The sequence below is a fragment of the Actinoallomurus sp. NPDC052308 genome, assembly GCF_040679195.1.
GTDB classification, from domain to species: domain Bacteria; phylum Actinomycetota; class Actinomycetes; order Streptosporangiales; family Streptosporangiaceae; genus Actinoallomurus; species Actinoallomurus liliacearum.
Map to the genome: position 1 here is coordinate 969,298 of NZ_JBFAUM010000002.1, position 20,909 is coordinate 990,206.

A 20,909-nucleotide genomic window follows, 5' to 3' on the forward strand; every position below is an offset into this window, starting at 1 on the left:
AAGCGCGCCTTAACGGCGATCCACGGGGCGCCGCGCGGCCGTACGTTTGCACCGCCCTGCAGGCGCACACCCCGCACCCGGCTCCACTGGAGGTACCCCCTCATGAACGCAGACCGCGCGCGCCGCCGACGGCGGACGCCGCTGCTGGTCGGCCTCGCGGCCGTGCTCGGCGCCGGCGGCGTCGCCCTGGCGACCGGCGGCGCGAGCACCGGTGGCCTGCTGGCGGCGAGCGGCTCGGCCGACACCGCCTCCGTACGGGCCGCCTTCCGCACCGTGTCGTCCTGGGATTCCGGCTACACCGGCCAGTACACGCTGACCAACGGCGGCACCGACACCGTGCACGGCTGGGACCTGTCCTTCGACCTGCCGGCCGGCGCCAAGGTGACGAGCCTGTGGAACGGTGTGTCCCACCAGGACGGCACGCACGTCACGGTGAAGAACGAGAGCTGGAACGCCGACCTCGCGCCCGGCCAGGAGCGGCAGGTCGGGTTCACCGTGGACGGCAAGGCGACGACTCCGACCGCCTGCCAGGTGAACGGCGCCTCCTGCTCGGGCGGCGGCGCACCCACGCCCACGCCGACCAAGACCACTCCGGCCCCGCCGTCGCCCCCGACTCCCGAGCCGTCGAGCACCGCGCCGTCCTCGTCGAGCGGCGGCTTCGCGCCGTACGTCGACGTGGGCCTCTACCCGCCGTTCGACCTGACCGGCACGGCGTCCAGGACCGGGGTGAAGACGTTCAACCTGGCCTTCGTCGTGGCCGGTGGCGGCTGCACGCCCAAGTGGGGCGGCTCCCAGGCGCTCGCCGACAACGACGTCGCCAAGCAGATCGGGGCGCTGCGCACGGCGGGCGGCGACGTCCGCGTGTCGTTCGGCGGCGCCAACGGCACCGAGCTCGCCCAGGCCTGCTCCGACTCAGGGGCGCTCGCGTCCGCGTACAAGCAGGTCATCGACGCGTTCAAGCTGAAGAAGGTGGACTTCGACGTCGAGGGCGCCGCGATCGCCGACCAGGCCGCGAACACCCGGCGCGCCCAGGCGATCGCCTCGCTGCAGAAGCAGGTACCCGGCCTGGACGTGTCGTTCACCCTGCCGGTCCTGCCCTCCGGGCTCACCCAGGACGGCGTGAACCTCCTGAAGAACGCCAGGCAGAACGGCGACTCCGTCTCGGCCGTCAACGTCATGGCCATGGACTACGGCGACGGTCAGGCGCCGAACCCGAGCGGCAAGATGGGCGACTACGCCATCCAGGCGGCGACCTCCACCGAGGCCCAGGTACGCGACGCGCTCGGCCTGAGCAGCGCGTGGAGCAGGATCGCGGTCACCCCGATGATCGGCGTGAACGACACGAACACCGAGGTGTTCACCGTCGCCGACGCCAAGAAGCTCGCCGCCTTCGCCAAGCAGAAGAACCTCGCCTGGCTGTCGATGTGGTCCGCCACCCGCGACAAGCCCTGCCCCGGCGGTCCCCAGCAGTGGGCGAGCGCGACCTGCAGCAGCATCGCCCAGAACGACCTGGACTTCACCAGGGCGTTCACCGGCTAGAGCCATTCTCTCCCCGCTCGGTGGCGGGCCGTGCGGCGCACGCGCGGCCCGCCACCCTTTTTCGCGCGGGTCAGCCGCAGTGGCTCCAGCCGCTGTACCAGAAGCCGCCGGCCGAGGTGCCGCCGCCCCAGACGATGCACTTGCCGGCGGCGCTCTGCCGGACCGGCCCGGCGTAGGTGGTGTAGTCGTCGGTGTCCTCGACCGGCGTCTTACCGGAGACCTGCAGGTAGGCACCCGTACGGGTGGCCTTGCCGACCGACGTCGTCTTGAACGTGACGACGCAGTTCGACGAGCCGTTGAAGAGCAGGTAGATGGTCGAGCCGGACATCGTGTGCTTGTCGATCTGGGAGTAACCGGATCCGCACACGCCGGCCGGGGTGGCGGCCGACGCGGGCGACGCGAGCGCGACGCCACCGGCGATGCCGCCGGCCACCGCCGCGCCGGCGACGAGCGTCCTGAGAGCCTTCTTCATGATGACCGCTTTCCTGAGATGTTGGGAGGTCAGGGAGATGATCATGTTGACGCCCGGAACGACGGGTTAACGGAGCACGTCGGGACGTGGATGATCTAGCTTCTGGAACGTGACAAACGCGTCGTACGCGGACGACGGCGCGGGGCGGGAAGAATCACATGGACGCCGTTTCCGCGACCTGTCCGCGCGGGCCTGGCTAGCGTGGGAGCCGCCGGCTCAAAATCGACCGGTTACGTCGACCGAGGTTGCTCCGTGAACAATGAGATCGTCTCCCACCCGCCCGTCAACGCGGAGCGGCCGCTCCGCCTGATCGTCACGGGCGGAGGGACCGGCGGCCACACGTACCCGGCTCTCACCGCGGTGCGGACTCTCCACGCCCGGCTGCAGGGCTCCGGCCGGGCTCTCGAGGTGCTGTGGGTCGGGAAGGCCGACAGCCTGGAGTCCCGCGTCGCCGCCGGCGAGGGCATCCCCTTCGCCTCCGTCGTCACCGGAAAGATCCGCCGCTCCAGCAACCCGATCAAGCTCCTGTCACCGGCCAACGTGAAGGACATGCTCCGGGTCCCGCTGGGCATCCTCCAGGCCCGCAAGGTCATCTCGAGGTTCCGCCCGGACGTGGTCCTCGCCACCGGCGGCTACGTCGCCGTTCCGGTCGGGATCGCCGCCGCCAGGCTGTGCCACCGCCCCCTGGTGGTCCACGAGCAGACCGTCCGGCTCGGGCTGGCCAACCGGAGCCTCGCCGGCCGGGCCACGCGCGTCGCCGTGTCCTCGGAGTCGACCCTCCCGCTGCTGCCCGAGAAGTCTCGTGCGAACGCGGTCGTCACCGGCAACCCGGTACGGCCGGAGGTCCTGCAGGGACGGCCGGAGAAGGCGATTCACGCGCTGACCCTGAACGGCTTCGACCGCCGCCTCCCGACCGTCTACGTCACCGGCGGCGCCCAGGGCTCGCAGCAGATCAACACCCTCGTCGCCGGCATCCTGCCGTGGCTGCTGTCCCGTGCCAACGTCATTCACCAGTGCGGACCGGACAACCTCGCCGGGCTCCGGCAGCACACGGCGTCCCTGCCGCCGGAGCTCGCCGCCCGCTACCTGCTGACCGACTACGTGGGGCCGGAACTGCCCGACGTCCTCGCGCTGGCCGACGTGGTGATCTCCCGGAGCGGCGCGGGCACGATCGCGGAGCTGACCGCGCTCGGCAAGGCGGCCGTCTTCATCCCCCTCGCCTCCTCCGCGGGCGATGAGCAGGCCCACAACGCGCGTCACCTCCAGGAGACCGGCGCCGCCGTCGCCCTGCTCGGCGAGGCGACCCCGCAGGCCCTGGGCGCCGCCGTGGAACCCCTCCTCGCCGACCCGGCGCGACGGGCCGCCATGGCCGAGCGGGCACGCGCCGCCGGCCGCCCGGACGCCGCCGACCGCCTGGTCGACGTCCTGCTCTCCGTCGCCGGCTCCTGACCGACCGGCCGAAGCGCGCCAGAGCCCCCGCCCATCCGGGCCGGGGGCTCTTCCCATTCGCCCGAGGAACCGCAGCGGATCTGGCGGGCGCGTCCGTGACGGAACTCGAACCGTGCGCCGAACTCAATGGGGCCACCCGTCGAGGGCCCCGGCGATGCGGCTGCGTACCGACAGCTCGGCAACCCGACTGCGGAAGAGGACAAGGCCCGCGTATCAGCGCCGCGGACGGCCCTTTCCCGAGCATCCGGTACGGCGGTGAGGGAGCCGCTCACATCGATCGCAGGCCCCGGGTCTCGTCCGGCGGTCTACGCGAGGGTGCCGATGATCACCGTGGCGTCGGTGTCCTCGCAGGTCGCCACCCGAAAGGAAAGGCCGGCGCGGGCGACGGCCTCGCGGGCGGCCGGGACCTGGCGGCCGCTCGTTTCGAAGAGCAGGTGACCGCCCGGTGCGAGCCACGCCGGGGCCTCGGCGATGACGCGGCGGGCGACGTCCAGGCCGTCCGCGCCGCCGTCCAGCGCGACCCGCGCCTCGTGGTCGCGCGCCTCGGCGGGTAGCAGGGCGACCTCGCCCGTGGGGACGTACGGCACGTTGGCCAAGAGGACATCGACCCGGCCGCGCAGCGTCGCGGGCAGCGGTTCGTACAGGTCGCCCTCGTACGCCCGGCCGCCTACGGCCGCGAGATTGCGGCGGGCGCAGGCCACGGCCGCCGGATCGACGTCGGCGGCGTACACCTCGGCCGCGCCACGCCCCTCGGCTCGGCCGCCCGCTTCCGCCCTGCCGATCGCTTCCGCCCTGCCGCCCGCTTCCGCCCTGCCGCCCGCTTCGGCCCCGCCGAGCAGCGCGGCGAGCGCCGCGCCGAGCGCGCCGGAGCCGCAGCACAGGTCGAGGACCACCGCGCCCGGCCGGGCGAGGGCGGCGGCCTGCCGGACGAGGAACTCGGTACGCCGCCGGGGCACGAACACCCCCGGATCGACCGCGACCCGCAGCCCGCAGAACTCGGCCCAGCCGAGGACGTGCTCGAGCGGCAGGCCGGCGACGCGCCGGTCCACCATCGCGGTGAGGTCGCCGGGCGTACGTGCGGTCTCGAGGAGCAGCCGCGCCTCGTCCTCGGCGAAGACGCAGCCGGCGGCCCGGAGCCGGGCGACGACGGCGGAGGGGGAGAGAGAGGAGGTCGACATGAGAGACGGCAACCTTACTCGGACCGTCACGCACGGCGCACTCCACGTCCCATTCGGGCCGTCCCGTACAACGTGCCCCATAGCCACCCGAGTCGTCCTGCGCGGCGCCGCCGCAGGTGGGGGCGCGGTGAGGTCTCCGTCACCGCGGGCACCCTTCGGCTGACGTAGGCCGGTTGCGTCATGCGGGGGAGGGCTTTCCGCGCCGTCCGGCAGACGATCGATGGTGTCAGTCGACCTCGGCAGGATCTCGTCCCCTCCGAGTCTCCCCTGCCTAACCGGGGGCACCACCATGCACGAGCCGGACTTCTTCCACGGCGCCGGCGTCCGAACCGGCGCGCTCCTGCATCATCTGGACGTCGCGCGACACCGCGCGTCATGGCCGACCGTTACGGCCGTCATTCCCACCCTCAACGAAGCCGCCAACCTGCGATGGCTCCTGCCCCGCCTGGCCGGGGTGGACGAGGTCGTCGTCGTCGACGGCGAGTCCGCGGACGGCACCGCCGACGTGGCCCGGCGGCTGCGGCCGGACGCCGTCGTCATCAGCCAGCCGCCCGCCGGGAAGGGCGCGGCGATGCGGGCCGGTTTCCGGGCCGCCACCAGCGACGTCATCGTCGCCATCGACGCCGACGGCAGCATGGACCCCAGGGAGATCGACGCGTTCGTCGCGTTGATCTGCTGCGGGTTCGACGTCGTCAAGGGCTCCCGCTACTGCGTGGGCGGCGGCTCCGACGACCTCACCCTCCTGCGCCGGGCCGGGAACCTCTGGCTGACCAGGCTCGCGAACGTGCTGTACGGCGTGCGCTGGACCGACCTGTGCTACGGGTACATCGCGCTGCGCCGTTCCGTCGTCGACCGGCTGGACCTGGCCGCCGACGGGTTCGAGATCGAGACGGAGCTGTGCGTCAACGCCGTCACCACCGGGCTGCGCATCGCCGAGGTGCCCAGCCACGAACTCGACCGCAGGTCCGGCGTCTCGAAGCTGAACGCGGCCCGGGACGGCCTGCGGGTGCTGCGCACGATGGTCCAGGGCCGGCGGGGACCCGCGAACCGGTCCCGGCCGCGTACCGTCCCGCGCGGGCCCCTCGCGAGTGAACGGACGGCTCTGGAGCGGACCGCGCGTGAGCGGGCGGCCCTGGAGCAGGTCCACCTGGAGGAGGCCCCCGGGTGAGGTTCGAGATCACGCGCCCGGAGGACCTCGGGGAACCGGAGCTGGCGCGCTGGCGCGCACTCCAGGGCGCCGGCCCGGCCCTCGGCAACCCGTTCCTGTCTCCGGAGTTCACGCTGGCCGTGGGCCGGTTCCGGCCCGACGCGCGGGTGGCCGTGCTGAGTGACGGCACCGGCGTCGTGGGCTTCCTGCCGTACGAGCGGCACGCGCTCGGGCTGGGCCGCCCGATCGGCGCCGGCCTGACCGACTGCCAGGGTCTCATCGGGCCGCCGGACCTGGAGTTCGACGTACGGGCGCTGCTGCGCGCCTGCCGCCTGTCGGTGTGGGAGTTCGACCACCTGCTGGCCGACCAGGCGGCGTTCGCGGCGTACCACGCCGAGACCCGCGTCGAGCCGGTGATGGACCTGCGCGCCGGGTTCGCCCCGTACGCGGAGGAGGCGCGGAAGCGGTCGCCGAAGACGCTGAAGACCGTCCGGTACAAGGAGCGCAAGCTGGGCCGCGAGGCCGGTCAGGTGACCTACACGTTCGATGAGCGGGACCCGGCGGAGCTGCGGCGGCTGATGGCGTGGAAGTCCGACCAGTACCGCCGGACCGGCCGCACCGACCGGTTCGCCGTGCCCTGGATCGTGGCGCTGGTGACGCACCTGCACGAGACCGGCGTGGGCGTGCTCAGCGTGCTGCGCGCAGGCGGCCGTCCCGTCTCCGCGCACCTGGGCCTGCGGGCGGGTCCGGTCATGGCGGGCTGGTTCCCCGCGTACGACGTGGAGTTCGGCCGGTACTCCCCCGGCATGGTCGGCCATCTGCGGATGGCGGAGGCGGCGGCCGGCGCCGGGATCGGCTGGATCGCGATGGGCCGGGGCGGCCGGGAGTACAAGGACTGGCTGAAGAACGCCGAGTTCGCGATCGCCGAGGGCCGCGCCGCCCGCGTGTCGGCCGCCGCCGGGCTGCACTGGATCCGCGAGGCGCCCGTGCGCCGGGCGCGCAGCGCGGTGCTGGCCCATCCGGCGCTGTACGCGGGGGCGGACCGGGTGCTGCGGACGTACGCCCGGCTGCGCACGAAGGGCCGCGCGGCCGGGGTCCAGGAGGCGACGGCCGGGCGCGCCGCGGCCGGAAAGGGAAACGCCGCGTGAGAATCTCCGTGGTCATCTGCGCCTACACCGAGCAGCGCTGGGACGACGTCCTGGCCGCCGTCGAGTCCGTACGGGCCCAGCGGCTCGCCCCGCAGGAGATCATCCTTGTCGTCGACCACAACGACGCGCTGCTGGCCCGCCTGAAGGCCGCGCTGCCGGACGTCCGGGTGCTCCCGAACACCGGGCCGCAGGGCCTGTCCGGCGGCAAGAACACCGGCGTGGCCGCGGCGTGCGGCGAGGTGGTCGCGTTCCTCGACGACGACGCGGTCGCCCACCCCGACTGGCTGTCCGTGCTGGCCGCCGGGTACGCGGAGCCGGACGTCGCCGGGGTCGGCGGCCGTACGCTGCCGCTCTGGCCGTCCGACGCGCCCCGCTGGTTCCCCGAGGAGTTCGCGTGGGTGGTCGGGTGCACCTACCGCGGGATGGCCGCCGGGCCGATCCGGAACCTCATGGGCGGCAACGCCTCGTTCCGGCGCGCGGCGTTCGAGGTGGCCGGCGGTTTCCGCAGCGGGATCGGGCGCGCCCCGGGCAAACGGCCGCTGGGCTGCGAGGAGACCGAGTTCTGCATCCGGCTGCGCCAGGCCGCGCCGGAGACGGTGCTGCTGTTCGACGACCGTGCCGTGATCTGGCACCGCGTGCCCGGCGAGCGGGCGCGCTTCGCGTACTTCCGCACCCGCTGCTACGCCGAGGGCCTGTCGAAGGCGATGGTCACTCAGAGCGTGGGGGTCGGGGACGGGCTGGCCAGCGAACGCCGGCACGCGCTCGTGGAGCTGCCGCGCGGCGTCGCGCGCGGGGTACGCGCCGCGCTCACCGGCGACCCTGCCGGGTTGGGGCGGGCCGGGGCGATCGTGGCCGGGCTCGCCGTCACGCTGTCCGGGTACGCCGCGGGTTCCCTCCGGCCGTCCCGGTACGCCGGTTCCCTCCAGGCCGCCGGCCCCCTCGGGAGGTCCCATGGGTGACGCACCGCCCGCTCCCGTTCCGGTCCTGATGTACCACTCCATCGGCGGCTCGGATCGGCTTGCGGTCCGCCCGGAGGCGTTCGCCGAGCAGCTCGCCTACCTGCGGGACACCGGCCGCACGCCGATCACCTTCGGTGAGCTGGCCAAGGGCGGCCCGGCGCCCGTGCGGCCGGTGGTGATCACGTTCGACGACGGGTACGCCGACTTCCACGAACGGGCGCTGCCACTGCTCGACCGGTTCGGCTTCCGCGCGACGGTGTTCGTGACCACCGGCTGGATCCGGGACGCCGGGCCGTACGCCGCGGGCCGGCCGCTCGGCCGGACGCTCAGCTGGAGCCAGGTCGCGGAGATCGCGTCCTGCGGGATCGAGGTCGGCGGGCACGGCCACAGCCACGCCGAGCTCGACCAGCTCCGCGACGCGGTGCTGCGCACGGAACTGCTGCGCAGCAGACGGCTCCTGGAGGACCGCGTCGGCCGCGCCGTGACGACGATGGCCTACCCGTACGGCTACTCGAGCGAGCGCGTGCGCCGCGCGGTCCGGGCGGCGGGGTACGACGCGGCGTGCGCGGTCGCGAACGCCCTGGCGGCCGACGGCGCCGACCGGCTGGCCGTGCCCCGGGTGACCGTACGGGCCGGCACGTCGATCGGGGCGTTCGAGCGGGCGCTGCGCGGCCGCGGATTCCTCGTCGACCACGCGCTGACCAAGGGGTACGCGGTCGTACGCCGGTCGCGCTACGCCGTACGACGCCTCCAAGGAACCGTGTGACGCGCCTCAGGACACTTGCGCGAACGGACGAAAGGGCGACACTGGAGCCCATGGCGGCCCTGCGGAGCGAGCTGTCCAATCCGCTGTTCCGCAACGCGTACGCCCTGATGATCAACGGCGGGCTCACCGGCGTGCTCGGGCTCGGCTACTGGCTCCTCGCCGCCCGGTTCTACCCGCCCGCCGAGGTCGGCCGGCAGTCCGCGCAGAACCAGGCCATGATGTTCCTCGGCGGGCTGACGGCGCTGAACTTCATCCTCATCCGGTTCGTCCCGGAGATGGGGCAGGGCACGAGCCGGCTCGTGCTGCGAACGTACCTCGCGGGCATCACGGCCGCCGCGACGCTCGCCGTCGGGTTCCTGCTCACGCTGGGCTGGTGGGGTCCGTCGTTCGCGCACCTGTCCGGGGCGAGCACCGGGATCTTCTTCGTCGTCTCCGTCGTCTCGTGGAGCCTGTTCACCGCCCAGGACGGGGTGCTCACCGGGTTGCGGCACGCCACCGGCGTGCTCGGCAAGAACACGCTGTTCGCCGCCATGAAGATCGTGCTGCTCGTGGCCCTGGCGGGCGCGCTGCCGGAGGATGGGATCGCGATCTCCTGGGTGCTGGCGGCGCTGCTCCTCCTCATCCCGGTCGAGGGGCTGCTCCACCAGCGGCTCATCCCACGCCACGTCGCCGCGACCGACGGCGACCGGCCGGTCCCGACCGGCGCGGAGATCGGCCGGTACCTCGCCGGCGACTACACCGGAACGCTCTTCTACTACGCCCTGTGCAACCTCGTGCCGGTCGTCGTCGCCGCCCGCCTGGACGCGCGTACGAACGCGTACTTCTACCTGGCGTGGGTGCTCGGCGCGACCGTCGACGTGCTGGCCGTCAACATGGCGACGTCGCTGACGGTGGAGGGGGCGTTCGACGCCGGGGGGCTCGCCGCCGCCTGCCGCTCGGCGCTGGTCCGGATCACGCTCATCCTCCTGCCCGCCGTCGTGGTCATCCTGTTCGGCGCCCGGCTCGGCCTGTCCGTCTTCGGCCCCGGGTACGCCCGCGAGGGCGCCCCGCTGCTGCGGCTGCTCGCCCTGGCCGTCCTGCCCAAGGCGCTGATCGAGGTGTACATCGGCGTGCTGCGCGTCCGGCGGCGCACGCGGCTCGTCGCGCTGCTGCAGGGCGTGCGGTTCACGGGCGTGCTCGCGCTCCTGCTCCTGCTGCCCGGCGGCGCGCACGCGACCGGCCCCGGATACGCCGTGCTGACGGTCACCGTCGCGCTCGCCGTCGCCGTCCTCCCGGCCATGCTCCGGGTGATCCGTCCCGCGCCATCGCCCATTGCGGCGCCCGAAGACCGCACGACGACCGAGGCGGCCCTCGTAGCGGCACCCGAGGCCGCCCCCGAAGCGGTGCCTGAGGCGGAGCCCGAAGCGGGGTCAGAAGCGGTGCCTGAGGCCGGATCCGAGGCCGCACCCGGAGCGGCGCCTGAGGCGGTGGTGGTGCCCGGTCCGGTGCGGTCGTCCGCGCGGCGGGTCGCCGCGCGCCGGCCGAGCAGGGCGCGGGCCGCCTGGCCGGTGTGGGCGCTGTTCGCCGCCGGGCTCGGCCTGTACTGGCTGCCGCTGCGGCACGTGCGGCTCGCCCGGATGAACGGGTACGGGCTGATCTCGGTGCTGCCGGTCGCCACCCTCGTGGGCGCCGGGCTGCTGGTCGCGGCGTTCTTCGGCACGCTGTGGCTGAACCGGCAACGCCGGGTGCTCCTGCTCCTGCAGCTCGTCTCGATCGTCGTCGCGCTGCACGGCCTGGCCCCGGCCCTGGAGCCGTACGCCCGGCCGGAGACGGCCTGGCAGCACTACGGGTTCGTGGAGTACATCCGGCGAACCGGCGCGGCGGACTACGCGCTGGACGCGCGGTTCAGCTGGCCGGGGTTCTTCGCGCTCGTCGCCTTCGTGAGCCGGGTGGCCGGCCTCCGCGACCTCGAGCCGCTCCTGCACTGGGCGCCGGTCGCCGCGCAGGTGCTCTACCTCGCGCCGCTGTACCTCATCCTGCGGACGATGCGCGCGAACTGGCGCGCGTGCTGGCTGACCGCGTGGCTGTTCGTGGTGGGGGACTGGGTCGGGCAGGACTACTTCAGCCCGCAGGGCTTCACCTACCTGCTGTACCTGCTGTTCGTCGGCGTGCTGCTGAACTGGTTCCGCCCGGCGGTGCGCCCCGCCGACTGGCGCCCGGCCACCGGCCGGGTCCGGGCGTTCGTCCGCGGGCCGCTGGCCGCCGGGGACCGGCCGCCCGTCGACGCCCCGGTCGGTACGCGCACCGTCCTGCTGGTGCTCCTCGTGCTGATCTTCGCGGTGACCACGGCGAGCCACCAGCTCACCCCGTTCCTGACCCTGTTCACCTGCGCGGGGCTCGTGGTCGTACGGCGCTGCACGGCCCGTGGCCTGCCGGTCCTGCTCGCGGTGATGGTGGCCGGCTGGGTCGGCTTCATGGCGACGGCGTACTGGGCCGGGCACATCGGCGACCTGTTCTCCGGCGCGGGCGCGCTGCTGTCCAACCTGACCGGCGGGGTCGCCGGCCGGGTGAGCAACGGCAGCGAGAGCCTGGCGACGGTGCAGCTCGTGCGGATCCTCATCGCCGCCGTGACCATGGTGCTGGCGTTCTACGGGGCGGTACGCCGGCGGCTGCGCCGCCTCGACGACCGGGTGGCGCTGGTCCTGCTGGCCGCGCCGTTCCTCGCGGCGGGCCTGCAGAACTACGGCGGCGAGATAGCGCTTCGGGTGTACTTCTTCGTCCTTCCGGGCGCCTGTCTCCTCGCGGCGTACGCCTTCTTCCCGGCGACCTTCGCCGCGCCCCGCCGTACCCTCGCGGTCGGCGGCGCGGCGCTGTGCGGGCTGCTGCTGGCGGGAGGCTTCCTGTTCGTCCGCTTCGGGAATGAGACGTTCGAGCAGGTACGTCCCGGCGAGGTGCGGGCGTTCGAGACGATGCTGCGGCGGACCCCGACCGGCGTGATCAACGTCGTGTGGCAGGCGGACCCGCAGGACGACGCCGGATACTTCCCGATGATGCCGTGGGGCGAGCGGGCGATGGAGCGGTTCGACTACACCGCCGTCCGCGCTCCCGTGAACCCGTCCGACATCTCCCGGATCATCGCGGCCCTCCGGGAGGAGCCCGGCGGCTACTTCGTCACCAGCCGGGCCAACGAGGCGTACAACCACTACAACTACGGCCTGCCCGCCTCGTACGCCGGCCGCATGCGGGCGGCGCTCGCGGCCGCTCCACAGCTCCGCCCGGTGTTCGTGGACGGTGACGCCGCCGTCTACGCGCTGCGCACACCGCCGCCGGGCGTCCCGGCCGCCCCGGTCCGGGCCCGGCGCTTCCGGTTCGGCTCGACGAGCTGGACCCCGATCGGCCTCGCGGTACTTCCGCTGCTGATGGTCCTCCTGGTCGCGCGCGAGGCCGTACGGCTGCGCCTCGGGCCGGGCCAGGAGCGGCGGCTGCGGCCGTTGACCCGTGCGTCCGTCTTCCTGCTGCTCGTCCTGGCGGCAGTGATCGTCGAGCGTTTCCTGGTGTTGGGGTCGTGATGCGCGGACGACGAATGCTCCTCCCGGCGGCCGCGACGCTCCTCCTCGCCGGCCTGGTCGCCGTCGCGCTCCTGCCCTCCGGCGCACCGCGCCCCGGTCCGCTCGCCCTGGCGCTGGCCCTCGGCACGCCCGCCTGCTGTACGGCCTGGCTGCTCGCCGGTCTCGACGGGGCGGCCCGCGGCATCCTGGCCGGCCTGGTGGCGATCGCGCTGAACGCCGCCGTCGCCGAGGTCATGCTGGTCTGTTCGATGTGGTCGCCGCGTGGCGGACTGGTGGCCGTCGCGGCCGTCTCCGCGGGGCTGATGGTCCCGGCCTGGGCAATCCGCGCCAAACGCGGGAATTCGCCGGAAACGCCATTTGAGAGCCCGGTAGATATGGACGGCGACGACGAGTCCTGGGCGTTCGACGGCTGAGCACGGAGGCGGCGGCCGTAGGAATGGCGCCCCGAACCTAGCCGTGGCGGGGTGGCCCGCCGACGGCGACACACCGGGTGAGGCGGACTCCAGGACAAGATCCGATCTTGCTCAGGAGATTGACCTGTCCAATGTGCGGGGCCATGAGCGGACAGGTCGCGGAACAAGACGAAAAGTCCGGTTTCTTGAATTCGCTCTTTAGTGCCATCTTACCCTGTAGTGATCTAGCCGAGAAAGTGCGCGGGAATGTTACAAACAACGGCGTCCACCCGAAACCGGGCGGCCAACGCCGTTTCGCGAAGGCCATCGCGCCATTCCGAGATATAAGGAGACCGACGTGCTGAAGAAGACGTTCGCCATCGGCGGTCTGGCTATCGCCACCGCTACGGGTGCGATCCTCACCGCTTCCCCGGCGTCCGCCGCGCCCATGTGGGGCGGCGGCGGCTGGGGTGGTGGCGGCTGGTCCTCGTCCCACCACTTCCGTCACTTCTCGCACCACCGCAACTTCAACGCGAATGAGAACGATCTGTTCAACCACATCCGCTTGCGCATCCGCAACCGCAACAACAACGTTGCGATCGCCCGGAACGACCAGGCGCAGGCCCAGCGTGAGAACCAGTTCCAGTTCGAGCGGCAGCGCCAGCGGCAGGACGAGCGGCAGCGGCAGGAGGAGCGGGACCGCCGGGACCGGGACGACAACAACCGCCCGGGCGCCCCAGGCGCCCCGGGCGTCTGAGCCCAGGGGGGCTGACCCAAGGCGGTGATCGCCGGCATCACACGGCGGTGGCTTGAAGAACCACGCGGTGACATCCGCAAGCCGTCCGGTCAGGAAAGGGCGCCGGAGAGAACCTCCGGCGCCCTTCTCCCCGACGACGAAAGGAGATCGGCGTGCGTAAAACAAGAAGCGCCTCTCTCGGCTTGGTGGTATCGGCCACCGCCGGCATCCTGCTCACAGGATCGCCGGCGAACGCCCAGGCCGACCTCGCCGGTTACTGGCACCACCATCGCCACAGTTTCCGTTTCATGCACAGACACGGACACGTGAGCCTCAATCACAACCGTCCGCGTATCTTCATTCGGATCTTCATCTACAACCGGAACAACAACGTCGCGATCGCCCGGAACGGCCAGGCCCAGAATCAGCGTGAACGGCAGTTGCAACTGCAGCGGCAGCGCGAGTTCGAGCGCCAGCGGCAGCAGGGCGGGGACCCCGGCACGGAAACGCGCCGCCCCGCTCTCCGACCCGCGAACGCTCCCCTGGCGGCACCGGCCGGGACGACCCAACAGGTCCGGCCACAGGTCGGGCCACAGGTCGCCGGCGGCCCCAGCGCCGCACGCGACAACGGCGTCGCGCGCGATCCCGGCACCGCTCCGGCCCGCCAGAGCGCGAGTCAGAGCGCCAGCTCCGACGAAGGCGCCGGGAGCAGCGAGTGGCAGACGCCCTGACCACCTGCCACATCATTCGAAACGAGCATTGACAGGAGATTGAGATGTCGAAGAAGTCCTTCACCATGGGCGGCCTCGTGATCGCTTCGGCCGCGGGCGTGCTGCTCACCGGCTCGCCGGCGTCCGCCACGCCCACCTGGGGCGGCGGCGGTTGGGGCGGCGGCGGCTGCTGCTCCTCGCACCGCAGCCACTTCTTCTTCGCGAACCGGCACCGCGCCTTCAACGGCAACGAGAACGACATCTTCAACCACATCCGCCTCCGGATCCGCAACCGCAACAACAACATCGCGGTCGCGCGGAACGAGCAGGCCCAGGCCGAGCGGCAGAACCAGTTCGAGCGGCAGAACCAGCGGCAGCGGGAGGACCAGTTCAACGACGAGGACGGCCGGCGCCGCTGAAGCATCGGGCGTCCGACCCGAGTGACATAGCGTCCAGCGACGCGGGCCACGTCGGCGGCTCGAACCGATGGAGGCGGCGGTGACACCGCTTCCGAACAAAATAAGCGGCCTTTTCCTGCAAATCATGGCATCAGCCAGTAGGTAAAGAGCCGCCGACAGAATGACCAGCCCCGGGGCAGGGAGTACGAACTCCCACCCCGGGGCTGGTGTCGTCTTCGCCGCTTTTATGGGCAACTTACGCCGAGATTGCCGCCTGAGGAGAGTGGTCGGGAAAGTACGGCTATGGCGCCCAAAACGGGCGCTGATGGCCATCGGGCCATTTCCGGCAAGAAGGAGATGAACGTGCTGAAGACGACAAGCGCCGCCGGCGGCCTCATAGCCGCCGCCGCTACAGCCGGCATCCTGCTCACCGGTTCGCCCGCGTCCGCCCAAGTTCCCACCTGGCACGGGCACCACCGCTTTAGCGCGCACAACCACAACCGCAACCGGAACGTCAACGTGAACCGGATCATCGTCCGGGTCCGCGTCCACAACCGGAACAACAACGTCGCCATCGCCAGGAACGAGGGATTCCAGCCCCGCCGCTTCTTCGACCGCGGCTTCGTCGACCGCGGCTTCGTGGACCGCGGCCGCGGCTGCTGCCGCCGGTTCGACGACGATGACGACTTCATCGGCCGCGGCCGCGGCCGGTTCTTCGGTGACAGGGACGGCGGCGCCACGGCGGTCATTCGCGGCGGCGACGTGTTCGCGCGCGCCGGTGACGCCGCCGCGTTCGTCGACTGACCGGAACGCCGATGCGTCGCCGGATGACAACGGCGGCGGTCGGCGTCGGACGACCGCGCCCTGAGGCGTACGGCGGGGCGTGACGGTCCACCGCACGGGGCGCCGGAGTGGCCACTCCGGCGCCCCTCTCACTCCGAGCCTCACGCGAGATCAGCCCGATTGTCCGTACTCGGCAGAAGGAGTTCGATGTGCTGACCAAGAAGAGCGCCGTAGTCGGCCTGCTGAGCACCGCGGCCGCGGCCGTGGTGTTCGCGGCGACGCCGGCGACCGCGCAGACCGGCCTCATCCGCGGTCCCGCCCGCGCGACCACGGCACCGGCCGGCGCCGTCCCTGAGGGCACGGCGCCGACGGGCGTCGCCGAGGGCACGACCGACCAGGTCACGGTGGTCCAGGGCGACCACCATCGCCGCCGCCACTTCCGGCATCACCGCCGCCACTTCCGGCATCACCGCCGCCACTTCCGGCATCATCGCCGCCACTTCCGCCACTACCGGTACTACGGGCATCGTCACTTCCGGCACTTCCGGCACGGCCACTTCCGGCACTTCCGGCACGGGCACTTCCGGCACTTCCGGCACGGCCGCATGGGGTTCCGCCACGGTGGCTTCAGGCACGGCGGGTTCCGCCACGGCGGGTTCGGGCACGGCAGGCACTGAGCGGGCTAGCTGAAACGACGATCGCCGGGCCGTCCTAGCGATCCAGCCAGCGGATCTCGTACGGGGCGAGGGTCAGATCCTCTCCGTCGATCCGGGTGCGGACCCGGCGGTCGCTCACGTTGACGGCGACCGCCTGACGCGGCTGGGCGAGCACCCGCACCCGAGGGTCGGTCGACGACAGGCCGACCAGCCTCGTCCCCGCCGGGAACCACCGGGCGAAATCCTGCAGGAGGGTCAGCATGCCGCCGGGCGCGCCACCGTTCCGTACGAGGGTGCTGATCCACAGGCAGCCCTGGCAGCGCGCGTCCTGGGCCTCGTTGTTCCAGTACAGGACGGTGGTGACGCCCGTCCTGGCCAGCTCGATGAGGGCCGCCGCGTTGATGGCGATCCGCTTCTCCTCCGTCCAGGGGAGGCTCTCCGGCTCGACGTAGTACTCGTCCCACCAGATCGGCAGGTTCGTCTTCGAGCGCAGCCAGGCGTTGATGGCGCCGAGCTTGTCCAGGGCGGTCACCTCGTCCGGGTAGACGTCCCGGTCGTCGCTGGCCGTCGGCCCGTCCACGGCGATGAAGTCGGCGCCGTGCTTGTGCGCCAGCCAGTAGTCGACGGCGTCGATGACGCGCTGGTCGACGCTCCCCCACGGCCCGCTCACCGCGGACCGGTGAGTGCCGCCGACGAAGCTGTACATCGGGATGTACGGCCCGCCGACCTGGGCTTTCGGATTCACCGCCTTCACCGCGTCGTACACCGTGTTGTAGAAGTCGGTGAAGTCCTCGTACCTCCAGCGGTCGGCCGTCTTGTCGAAGAAGCCCTTGAGCTCGTTCCACACGGCGAAGTAGTGCACGTCCGGATAGCGCCGGGCGACCGTGGCGGCCAGTTCGGCGTAGTCGCGGAAGTGGTCCCGGGTCGGCGCGACCTCGAGTCTGCTCCAGTCCGTCTGACCGGGCTTGCCGCCCTTCATCCAGTCGGGGGCGCAGCACAAGGTGATGATGGGAACGCCGTGCGTCTTCCTGACGTACTCGATGCGCCGGTCGAGGGAGCGGAAGTCGAACGTCCCGGGCGAGGGCTCCGGGTTGTCCGCGCCCCACCCCATGATGTGCTGGTTCTGCAGCACGGGCCGGTGTGCGATGGCGTTCGCGGCGGTGCCGCTGGCCGGGCCCTCGTCGGCGCTGTAGTCGGTGTGGGTGAAACCCCACACCGGCCAGTCGGTGACACCGGGCGCCCCCACCACACCGATCGGCCGCGCCTCCTCACGGTTCGAGGTGGCCGCGCGCTGAACCGCGAACCCGAGGGTCGCGATCAGCGCCACGAACAGGGTGGCGAAGACGATCAGCATGGGCAGGCGCGAGCGGAAGGCCACGACGATTCGCCTCAGATCTCGTACGGTAGGCGCTTGATCCCGTTGTCGAAGCCGGACAGCAGGTACTCCGGCTCGCCGGTCACCCGGATTCCCGGCGCGCGCGTGAAGAGTTCTCGGAACATCGCGGTCAGCTCCCGCCGGGCGAGGTTCGCGCCCAGGCACAGGTGCGGCCCCGGACCGCCGAAGCCGACGTGCGGGTTGGGAGTTCGCCCGATGTCGAAGACGTCCGGATCGGCGAACACGCTCTCGTCCCGGTTCGCGGACACATAGAACAGCACGACCTTGTCGCCCTTGCGGTAGGACTGCCCGTTCATCTCGTAGTCGCAGGTCAGCGTGCGCCGGAACTGCATGATCGGCGACACGTGGCGCACGATCTCCTCGATCGCCCCGCCGATCCGGCCGTCGAAGTCGGCGAGCAGCCGCGCCCGCTGCTCCGGATGCTCGCTGAACAGCCTGAGCCCGTGCGCGAGCGCGTTGCGGGTCGTCTCGTTCCCGGCCACGAGCAGCAGGTCGAAGAACGCGCCCAGTTCGCGCAGTGACAGGCGCTCGCCGTCGACGTCGGCGGTCACCAGCGCCGACACCAGGTCGTCGGCCGGCCGGCGGCGGCGCTCGCGGCCCAGCCGCGCGACCAGGCGGTGCAGCACGACGATGGCCCTGAGGTTGCCCGCCAGGAGGCGCAGCGTGCGGAGCCGTACGACGTCGCCGCGGACCCCGGAGTACTCCGTCATGGCGTCCACGCAGGCGGCGACCTTCGCGTGGTCCCGTTCCGGAACGCCCATCATCGCGCAGATCACCTTGATGGGCAGACGCGCGGCGACGTCGGTCACGAAGTCGCCCGACCGGCGCGCTAAGACATCGTCGACGACCTCCCGGGCGGTCGCCGCGATGTGCTCGTCGATGCGGCCCAGCCGGCGCGGGGTGAACGCGCGCGAGACGATCCGCCGCAGCCGGGCGTGGCGTGGATCGTCCATGTTCACCATGGGCCGCCCGAACAGCAGGACGATCCACGGCGGCGGCTCGGGCGAGGTGGCCGCCGGCTCGCTGCTGAAGACCTTGGCGTTCCGGCTGGCGTGCACGACGTCGGCGTGGCGTACGAGCGCGTAGAAGCCCCGCCCGTCACGGACGAACGGCACCCGCTTCTCCTTGACGAACACGGGCCCGTCGTACGAGCGCAGGCGCGCGAAGGCCGCCAGCCGCTCCTCGGCGGGGCGCGCCCAGAACTCGAGTGCGGCGAGGTCGGCGTCGTGGTCGTCGGCCCGGGTTCGCGCGCCCATGAGACCCCCATCGCGGTTCGCGTGTCACCTTCTTGGACGCTAACTCCTGCGACCGCGGTTGACGCGTTATCGGCCGGATCGTGCCATAGGATGCGCGCGATTCAGCCAACGGTCGTGAAGGGTGCGTGCGTGAACCAGATCCACCTGGCCGATCAGGTCGCCAGGGTTCGCAGCCGGGCACGGCCGTGGCGCTCGATCATCGCGACGGTGCTGGCCGTCCTCGCGATGGCCGGGTCGATCCTCGCCCGCCAGCAGTCCCGGCCGCCCGGCCAGCGGCTGCCCTGGCAGCTCGCGGCCGTCGGCTGCGCGGCGGTGTTCTGCCTGCTGGCGTTCGCCGCGACGCTGGGCCTGTCCGGCCGGGCGCGGGACCTCATGCTGCCCCGCTTCGGGACCAGCCACGCGACGATGGTGCGGCTCGTCCTCGTGCTGATCGGCGGGCTCACGACCCTCGTGGTCACGCTGCAGTTGTTCGGCCTGCCCGTGGGGCAGCTCGTGCTCGGGGGCGCGCTGACCGGAGTGCTCGTCGGCATCGCGGCCCAGCAGACCCTCGCCAACCTCTTCGCGGGCATCATCCTGCTGCTGTCGAGGCCCTTCACCGTCGGCGACGAGGTACGGCTGTCGTCGGGCCCGCTGGGCGGGGAGTTTCAGGGCACGGTGCTGGAGATCGGCCTGACGTACGTCCGGCTCGCGTCGGAGGACGGCGACTACCACCTCCCGAACGCCCAGGTCCTCTCCGCCGCCGTCGGCCCGCCGACGGCGAGCCCCGACGCCGAGACCGCCCCGGCCGCGCCCGGCGCCACGAGCACCCCCGACGGCACGGGAACTCCGGACGCGGTGGGCCCGGCCGCCGTGGCGGGTATCGCCGCGCAGACCGCCGCCGACGGGTCCGCGGAAGGCGACGGCCGCGGCCCGGACGGAGGCGCGGCCCCGCAGCGGTGAGCGCCGCACCCGGCCGGGACGAAGAAGCGCCGTCTCAACGGTGAGCGCCGCACCGCGGTCGCCGCGGGCGGTCAGTGGTGCTTGCCGTGTCCCGGCCTCTTGTGCTTCTTCGGCTGCGGTTTCGGGCGGGGCTTGGGCCGCTTGAGGGTCGCCTGCGCGTTGGGCCGGGATGGCCGATGGACGGTCGGCGACGGCCGGGAGGAGGCCGGGTGCGAGGTGACCGGCGCGGAGGACGACGACGTGGTCGCGGGGTGGTGCGGGGACGTGGGGCGGGCGAACCAGCCCACTCCCCCCGCCAGCAGGGCGATCGCCAGGCCCCCGACCGCCAGCGGGAGCGCCCGGCGGCGCCCGGCCGGCTCGTCGGCCGTCGGCATGGCCAGCACCTGGGTCGCGCCGCCCGGCGGGTGACCCGTCCCGCCGCCTGGCGGGTAGCCCGTCCCGACCTCGACCGGCGGGTGATGCGTCGCGCCGCCGACCGGGTACGACGGGGGCGTCGCCGCGCCGACCGGGTACTGCTGCGGCAGCGCGACCCCGTCCACCCGGGTCCCGCCGGCCACGGTGACGCCCGGATCGTCGCGTAGCCGGGCGGCCCGCTCGGCGACCAGCGCCGCACCGGCGGGCCGCATCGCGGGGTCCTTGGCCGTCAGCGCGCGGACCAGGTCGCGGAGACCGGAGGGCACGGACGCCGGAAGCTCGGGCAGCGGGGTGTCGCGGTGCGCGACGAGCACCGCGGTCGCGGGTCCCTCGTAGGGCGGTCGCCCGGTGAGCATCTCGAAGGCGATGATGCCCAGCGCGTACAGGTCGGTGGCGGCCGTCGCCTGCTTGCCCGTCGCCTGCTCCGGCGCGAGGTACAGCGGGGTGCCCATGAGCATGCCGGTCCGGGTCAGCGGAATGGCGTCCACCGCGCGGGCGATCCCGAAGTCGGTGATCTTGATGGAGCCGTCGCGGCCCACCAGCAGGTTCCCGGGCTTGACGTCGCGGTGCACGAGCCCGGCGGCGTGCGCCACCGCGAGCGCGGTCGCGGCGGACACGATGATCTCGAGCACGCGGTCCGGCGGCGTCGGCGCGTCCCGGGCGATCGTCGCCGCGAGGGACTCGCCCTCCACGAACTCCATGACGAGGTACGGCGGCTCGTCGCCCCGGCCCTCGTCGTAGTCGAAGACCTGGGCGATGCCGGGGTGCGACAGGGCCGCGGCGTTCCGCGCCTCGAGGCGGAACCGCTGGCGGAACTCCGCGCTGTCGGCGTACTCGCCGCGCAGGAGCTTGACCGCGACCGGGCGGCCGAGGGCGGTGTCCTCCGCCCGCCAGACCTCGCCCTGGCCGCCGACGGCGATGCGCTCGACCAAGCGGTACCGGTCGCCGAGCACCGTGGTGGGGCCGAATGTCATAGTCATCGTTCGCGCCACGATACCGACCCGAACCGTCATGATTCACTCA

The 20,909-nt window shown here is 72.5% G+C and carries 19 protein-coding genes; 14 read left to right on the top strand and 5 right to left on the bottom strand.

The window, feature by feature from the left end:
- The first annotated feature begins 102 nt into the window (after positions 1–102).
- Complete coding sequence (locus AB0L00_RS10710) at positions 103–1,539, top strand: cellulose binding domain-containing protein (protein WP_364431244.1); 1,437 nt, start codon at positions 103–105, stop codon at positions 1,537–1,539.
- A gap of 70 nt (positions 1,540–1,609) precedes the next feature.
- On the opposite strand, the gene AB0L00_RS10715 is transcribed toward AB0L00_RS10710, so the two are convergent.
- Entirely contained in the window at positions 1,610–2,011 is a 402-nt protein-coding gene (locus AB0L00_RS10715; protein ID WP_345355793.1) for a spore-associated protein A, read from the bottom strand.
- Between the two features lie 252 nt (positions 2,012–2,263).
- Here AB0L00_RS10715 and AB0L00_RS10720 point away from each other — a divergent pair, with 252 nt between their 5' ends.
- Positions 2,264–3,460 (top strand): UDP-N-acetylglucosamine--N-acetylmuramyl-(pentapeptide) pyrophosphoryl-undecaprenol N-acetylglucosamine transferase, encoded by a 1,197-nt coding sequence (locus tag AB0L00_RS10720; RefSeq protein ID WP_364431247.1) that lies wholly within the window; start codon positions 2,264–2,266, stop codon positions 3,458–3,460.
- Positions 3,461–3,765: 305 nt separating this feature from the next.
- On the opposite strand, the gene AB0L00_RS10725 is transcribed toward AB0L00_RS10720, so the two are convergent.
- Positions 3,766–4,638 (bottom strand): putative protein N(5)-glutamine methyltransferase, encoded by an 873-nt coding sequence (locus tag AB0L00_RS10725; RefSeq protein WP_364431250.1) that lies wholly within the window; start codon positions 4,636–4,638, stop codon positions 3,766–3,768.
- Positions 4,639–4,927: 289 nt separating this feature from the next.
- Here AB0L00_RS10725 and AB0L00_RS10730 point away from each other — a divergent pair, with 289 nt between their 5' ends.
- From AB0L00_RS10730 to AB0L00_RS10780, 11 genes are all read left to right on the top strand, one after another.
- Positions 4,928–5,806, top strand: a complete 879-nt coding sequence (locus tag AB0L00_RS10730) for a glycosyltransferase family 2 protein (protein WP_364431253.1) — start codon at positions 4,928–4,930, stop codon at positions 5,804–5,806.
- The gene (locus AB0L00_RS10735; RefSeq protein WP_364431256.1) at positions 5,803–6,933 is read left to right on the top strand and encodes a GNAT family N-acetyltransferase; all 1,131 of its coding nucleotides are present in this window, start codon (positions 5,803–5,805) and stop codon (positions 6,931–6,933) included. Before AB0L00_RS10730 ends, AB0L00_RS10735 begins: the two co-directional genes overlap by 4 nt.
- Positions 6,930–7,892 (top strand): glycosyltransferase family 2 protein, encoded by a 963-nt coding sequence (locus AB0L00_RS10740; protein WP_364431259.1) that lies wholly within the window; start codon positions 6,930–6,932, stop codon positions 7,890–7,892. Before AB0L00_RS10735 ends, AB0L00_RS10740 begins: the two co-directional genes overlap by 4 nt.
- Positions 7,885–8,658, top strand: coding sequence for a polysaccharide deacetylase family protein (locus tag AB0L00_RS10745; RefSeq protein ID WP_364431262.1), 774 nt, complete (start codon positions 7,885–7,887; stop codon positions 8,656–8,658). The genes AB0L00_RS10740 and AB0L00_RS10745 overlap by 8 nt, the downstream gene beginning before the upstream one ends.
- 50 nt (positions 8,659–8,708) lie before the next feature.
- Positions 8,709–12,206, top strand: a complete 3,498-nt coding sequence (locus tag AB0L00_RS10750; RefSeq protein ID WP_364431265.1) for a hypothetical protein — start codon at positions 8,709–8,711, stop codon at positions 12,204–12,206.
- Positions 12,206–12,619 (top strand): hypothetical protein, encoded by a 414-nt coding sequence (locus tag AB0L00_RS10755; protein WP_364431268.1) that lies wholly within the window; start codon positions 12,206–12,208, stop codon positions 12,617–12,619. The genes AB0L00_RS10750 and AB0L00_RS10755 overlap by 1 nt, the downstream gene beginning before the upstream one ends.
- A gap of 337 nt (positions 12,620–12,956) precedes the next feature.
- On the top strand, positions 12,957–13,355 hold the full coding sequence (locus tag AB0L00_RS10760; protein WP_364431270.1) for a hypothetical protein: 399 nt from the start codon (positions 12,957–12,959) through the stop codon (positions 13,353–13,355).
- Positions 13,356–13,507: 152 nt separating this feature from the next.
- Positions 13,508–14,065 (top strand): hypothetical protein, encoded by a 558-nt coding sequence (locus AB0L00_RS10765; RefSeq protein WP_364431273.1) that lies wholly within the window; start codon positions 13,508–13,510, stop codon positions 14,063–14,065.
- 44 nt (positions 14,066–14,109) lie between these two features.
- Entirely contained in the window at positions 14,110–14,463 is a 354-nt protein-coding gene (locus AB0L00_RS10770; protein ID WP_364431275.1) for a hypothetical protein, read from the top strand.
- Between the two features lie 246 nt (positions 14,464–14,709).
- Positions 14,710–15,246 carry a hypothetical protein gene (locus AB0L00_RS10775; protein ID WP_364431278.1) on the top strand — a complete coding sequence of 179 codons (537 nt, stop codon included), beginning with the start codon at positions 14,710–14,712 and terminating at the stop codon, positions 15,244–15,246.
- Between the two features lie 188 nt (positions 15,247–15,434).
- A complete protein-coding gene (locus AB0L00_RS10780; RefSeq protein ID WP_364431281.1) occupies positions 15,435–15,902 on the top strand; it encodes a hypothetical protein in 468 nt (155 codons plus the stop codon).
- Positions 15,903–15,936: 34 nt separating this feature from the next.
- Here the strand turns inward: AB0L00_RS10780 and AB0L00_RS10785 are convergent, their stop codons facing one another.
- Positions 15,937–17,259 (bottom strand): xylan 1,4-beta-xylosidase, encoded by a 1,323-nt coding sequence (locus AB0L00_RS10785; protein ID WP_364431284.1) that lies wholly within the window; start codon positions 17,257–17,259, stop codon positions 15,937–15,939.
- An 11-nt stretch (positions 17,260–17,270) separates the two neighbouring features.
- On the bottom strand, positions 17,271–18,533 hold the full coding sequence (locus tag AB0L00_RS10790; RefSeq protein ID WP_364431287.1) for a cytochrome P450: 1,263 nt from the start codon (positions 18,531–18,533) through the stop codon (positions 17,271–17,273).
- 129 nt (positions 18,534–18,662) lie between these two features.
- Here AB0L00_RS10790 and AB0L00_RS10795 point away from each other — a divergent pair, with 129 nt between their 5' ends.
- Entirely contained in the window at positions 18,663–19,472 is an 810-nt protein-coding gene (locus AB0L00_RS10795; protein WP_364431290.1) for a mechanosensitive ion channel domain-containing protein, read from the top strand.
- 71 nt (positions 19,473–19,543) lie between these two features.
- Here AB0L00_RS10795 and AB0L00_RS10800 read toward each other — a convergent pair whose 3' ends face one another.
- Positions 19,544–20,866, bottom strand: a complete 1,323-nt coding sequence (locus tag AB0L00_RS10800; RefSeq protein WP_364431292.1) for a serine/threonine-protein kinase — start codon at positions 20,864–20,866, stop codon at positions 19,544–19,546.
- Between the last annotated feature and the right edge of the window lie 43 nt (positions 20,867–20,909).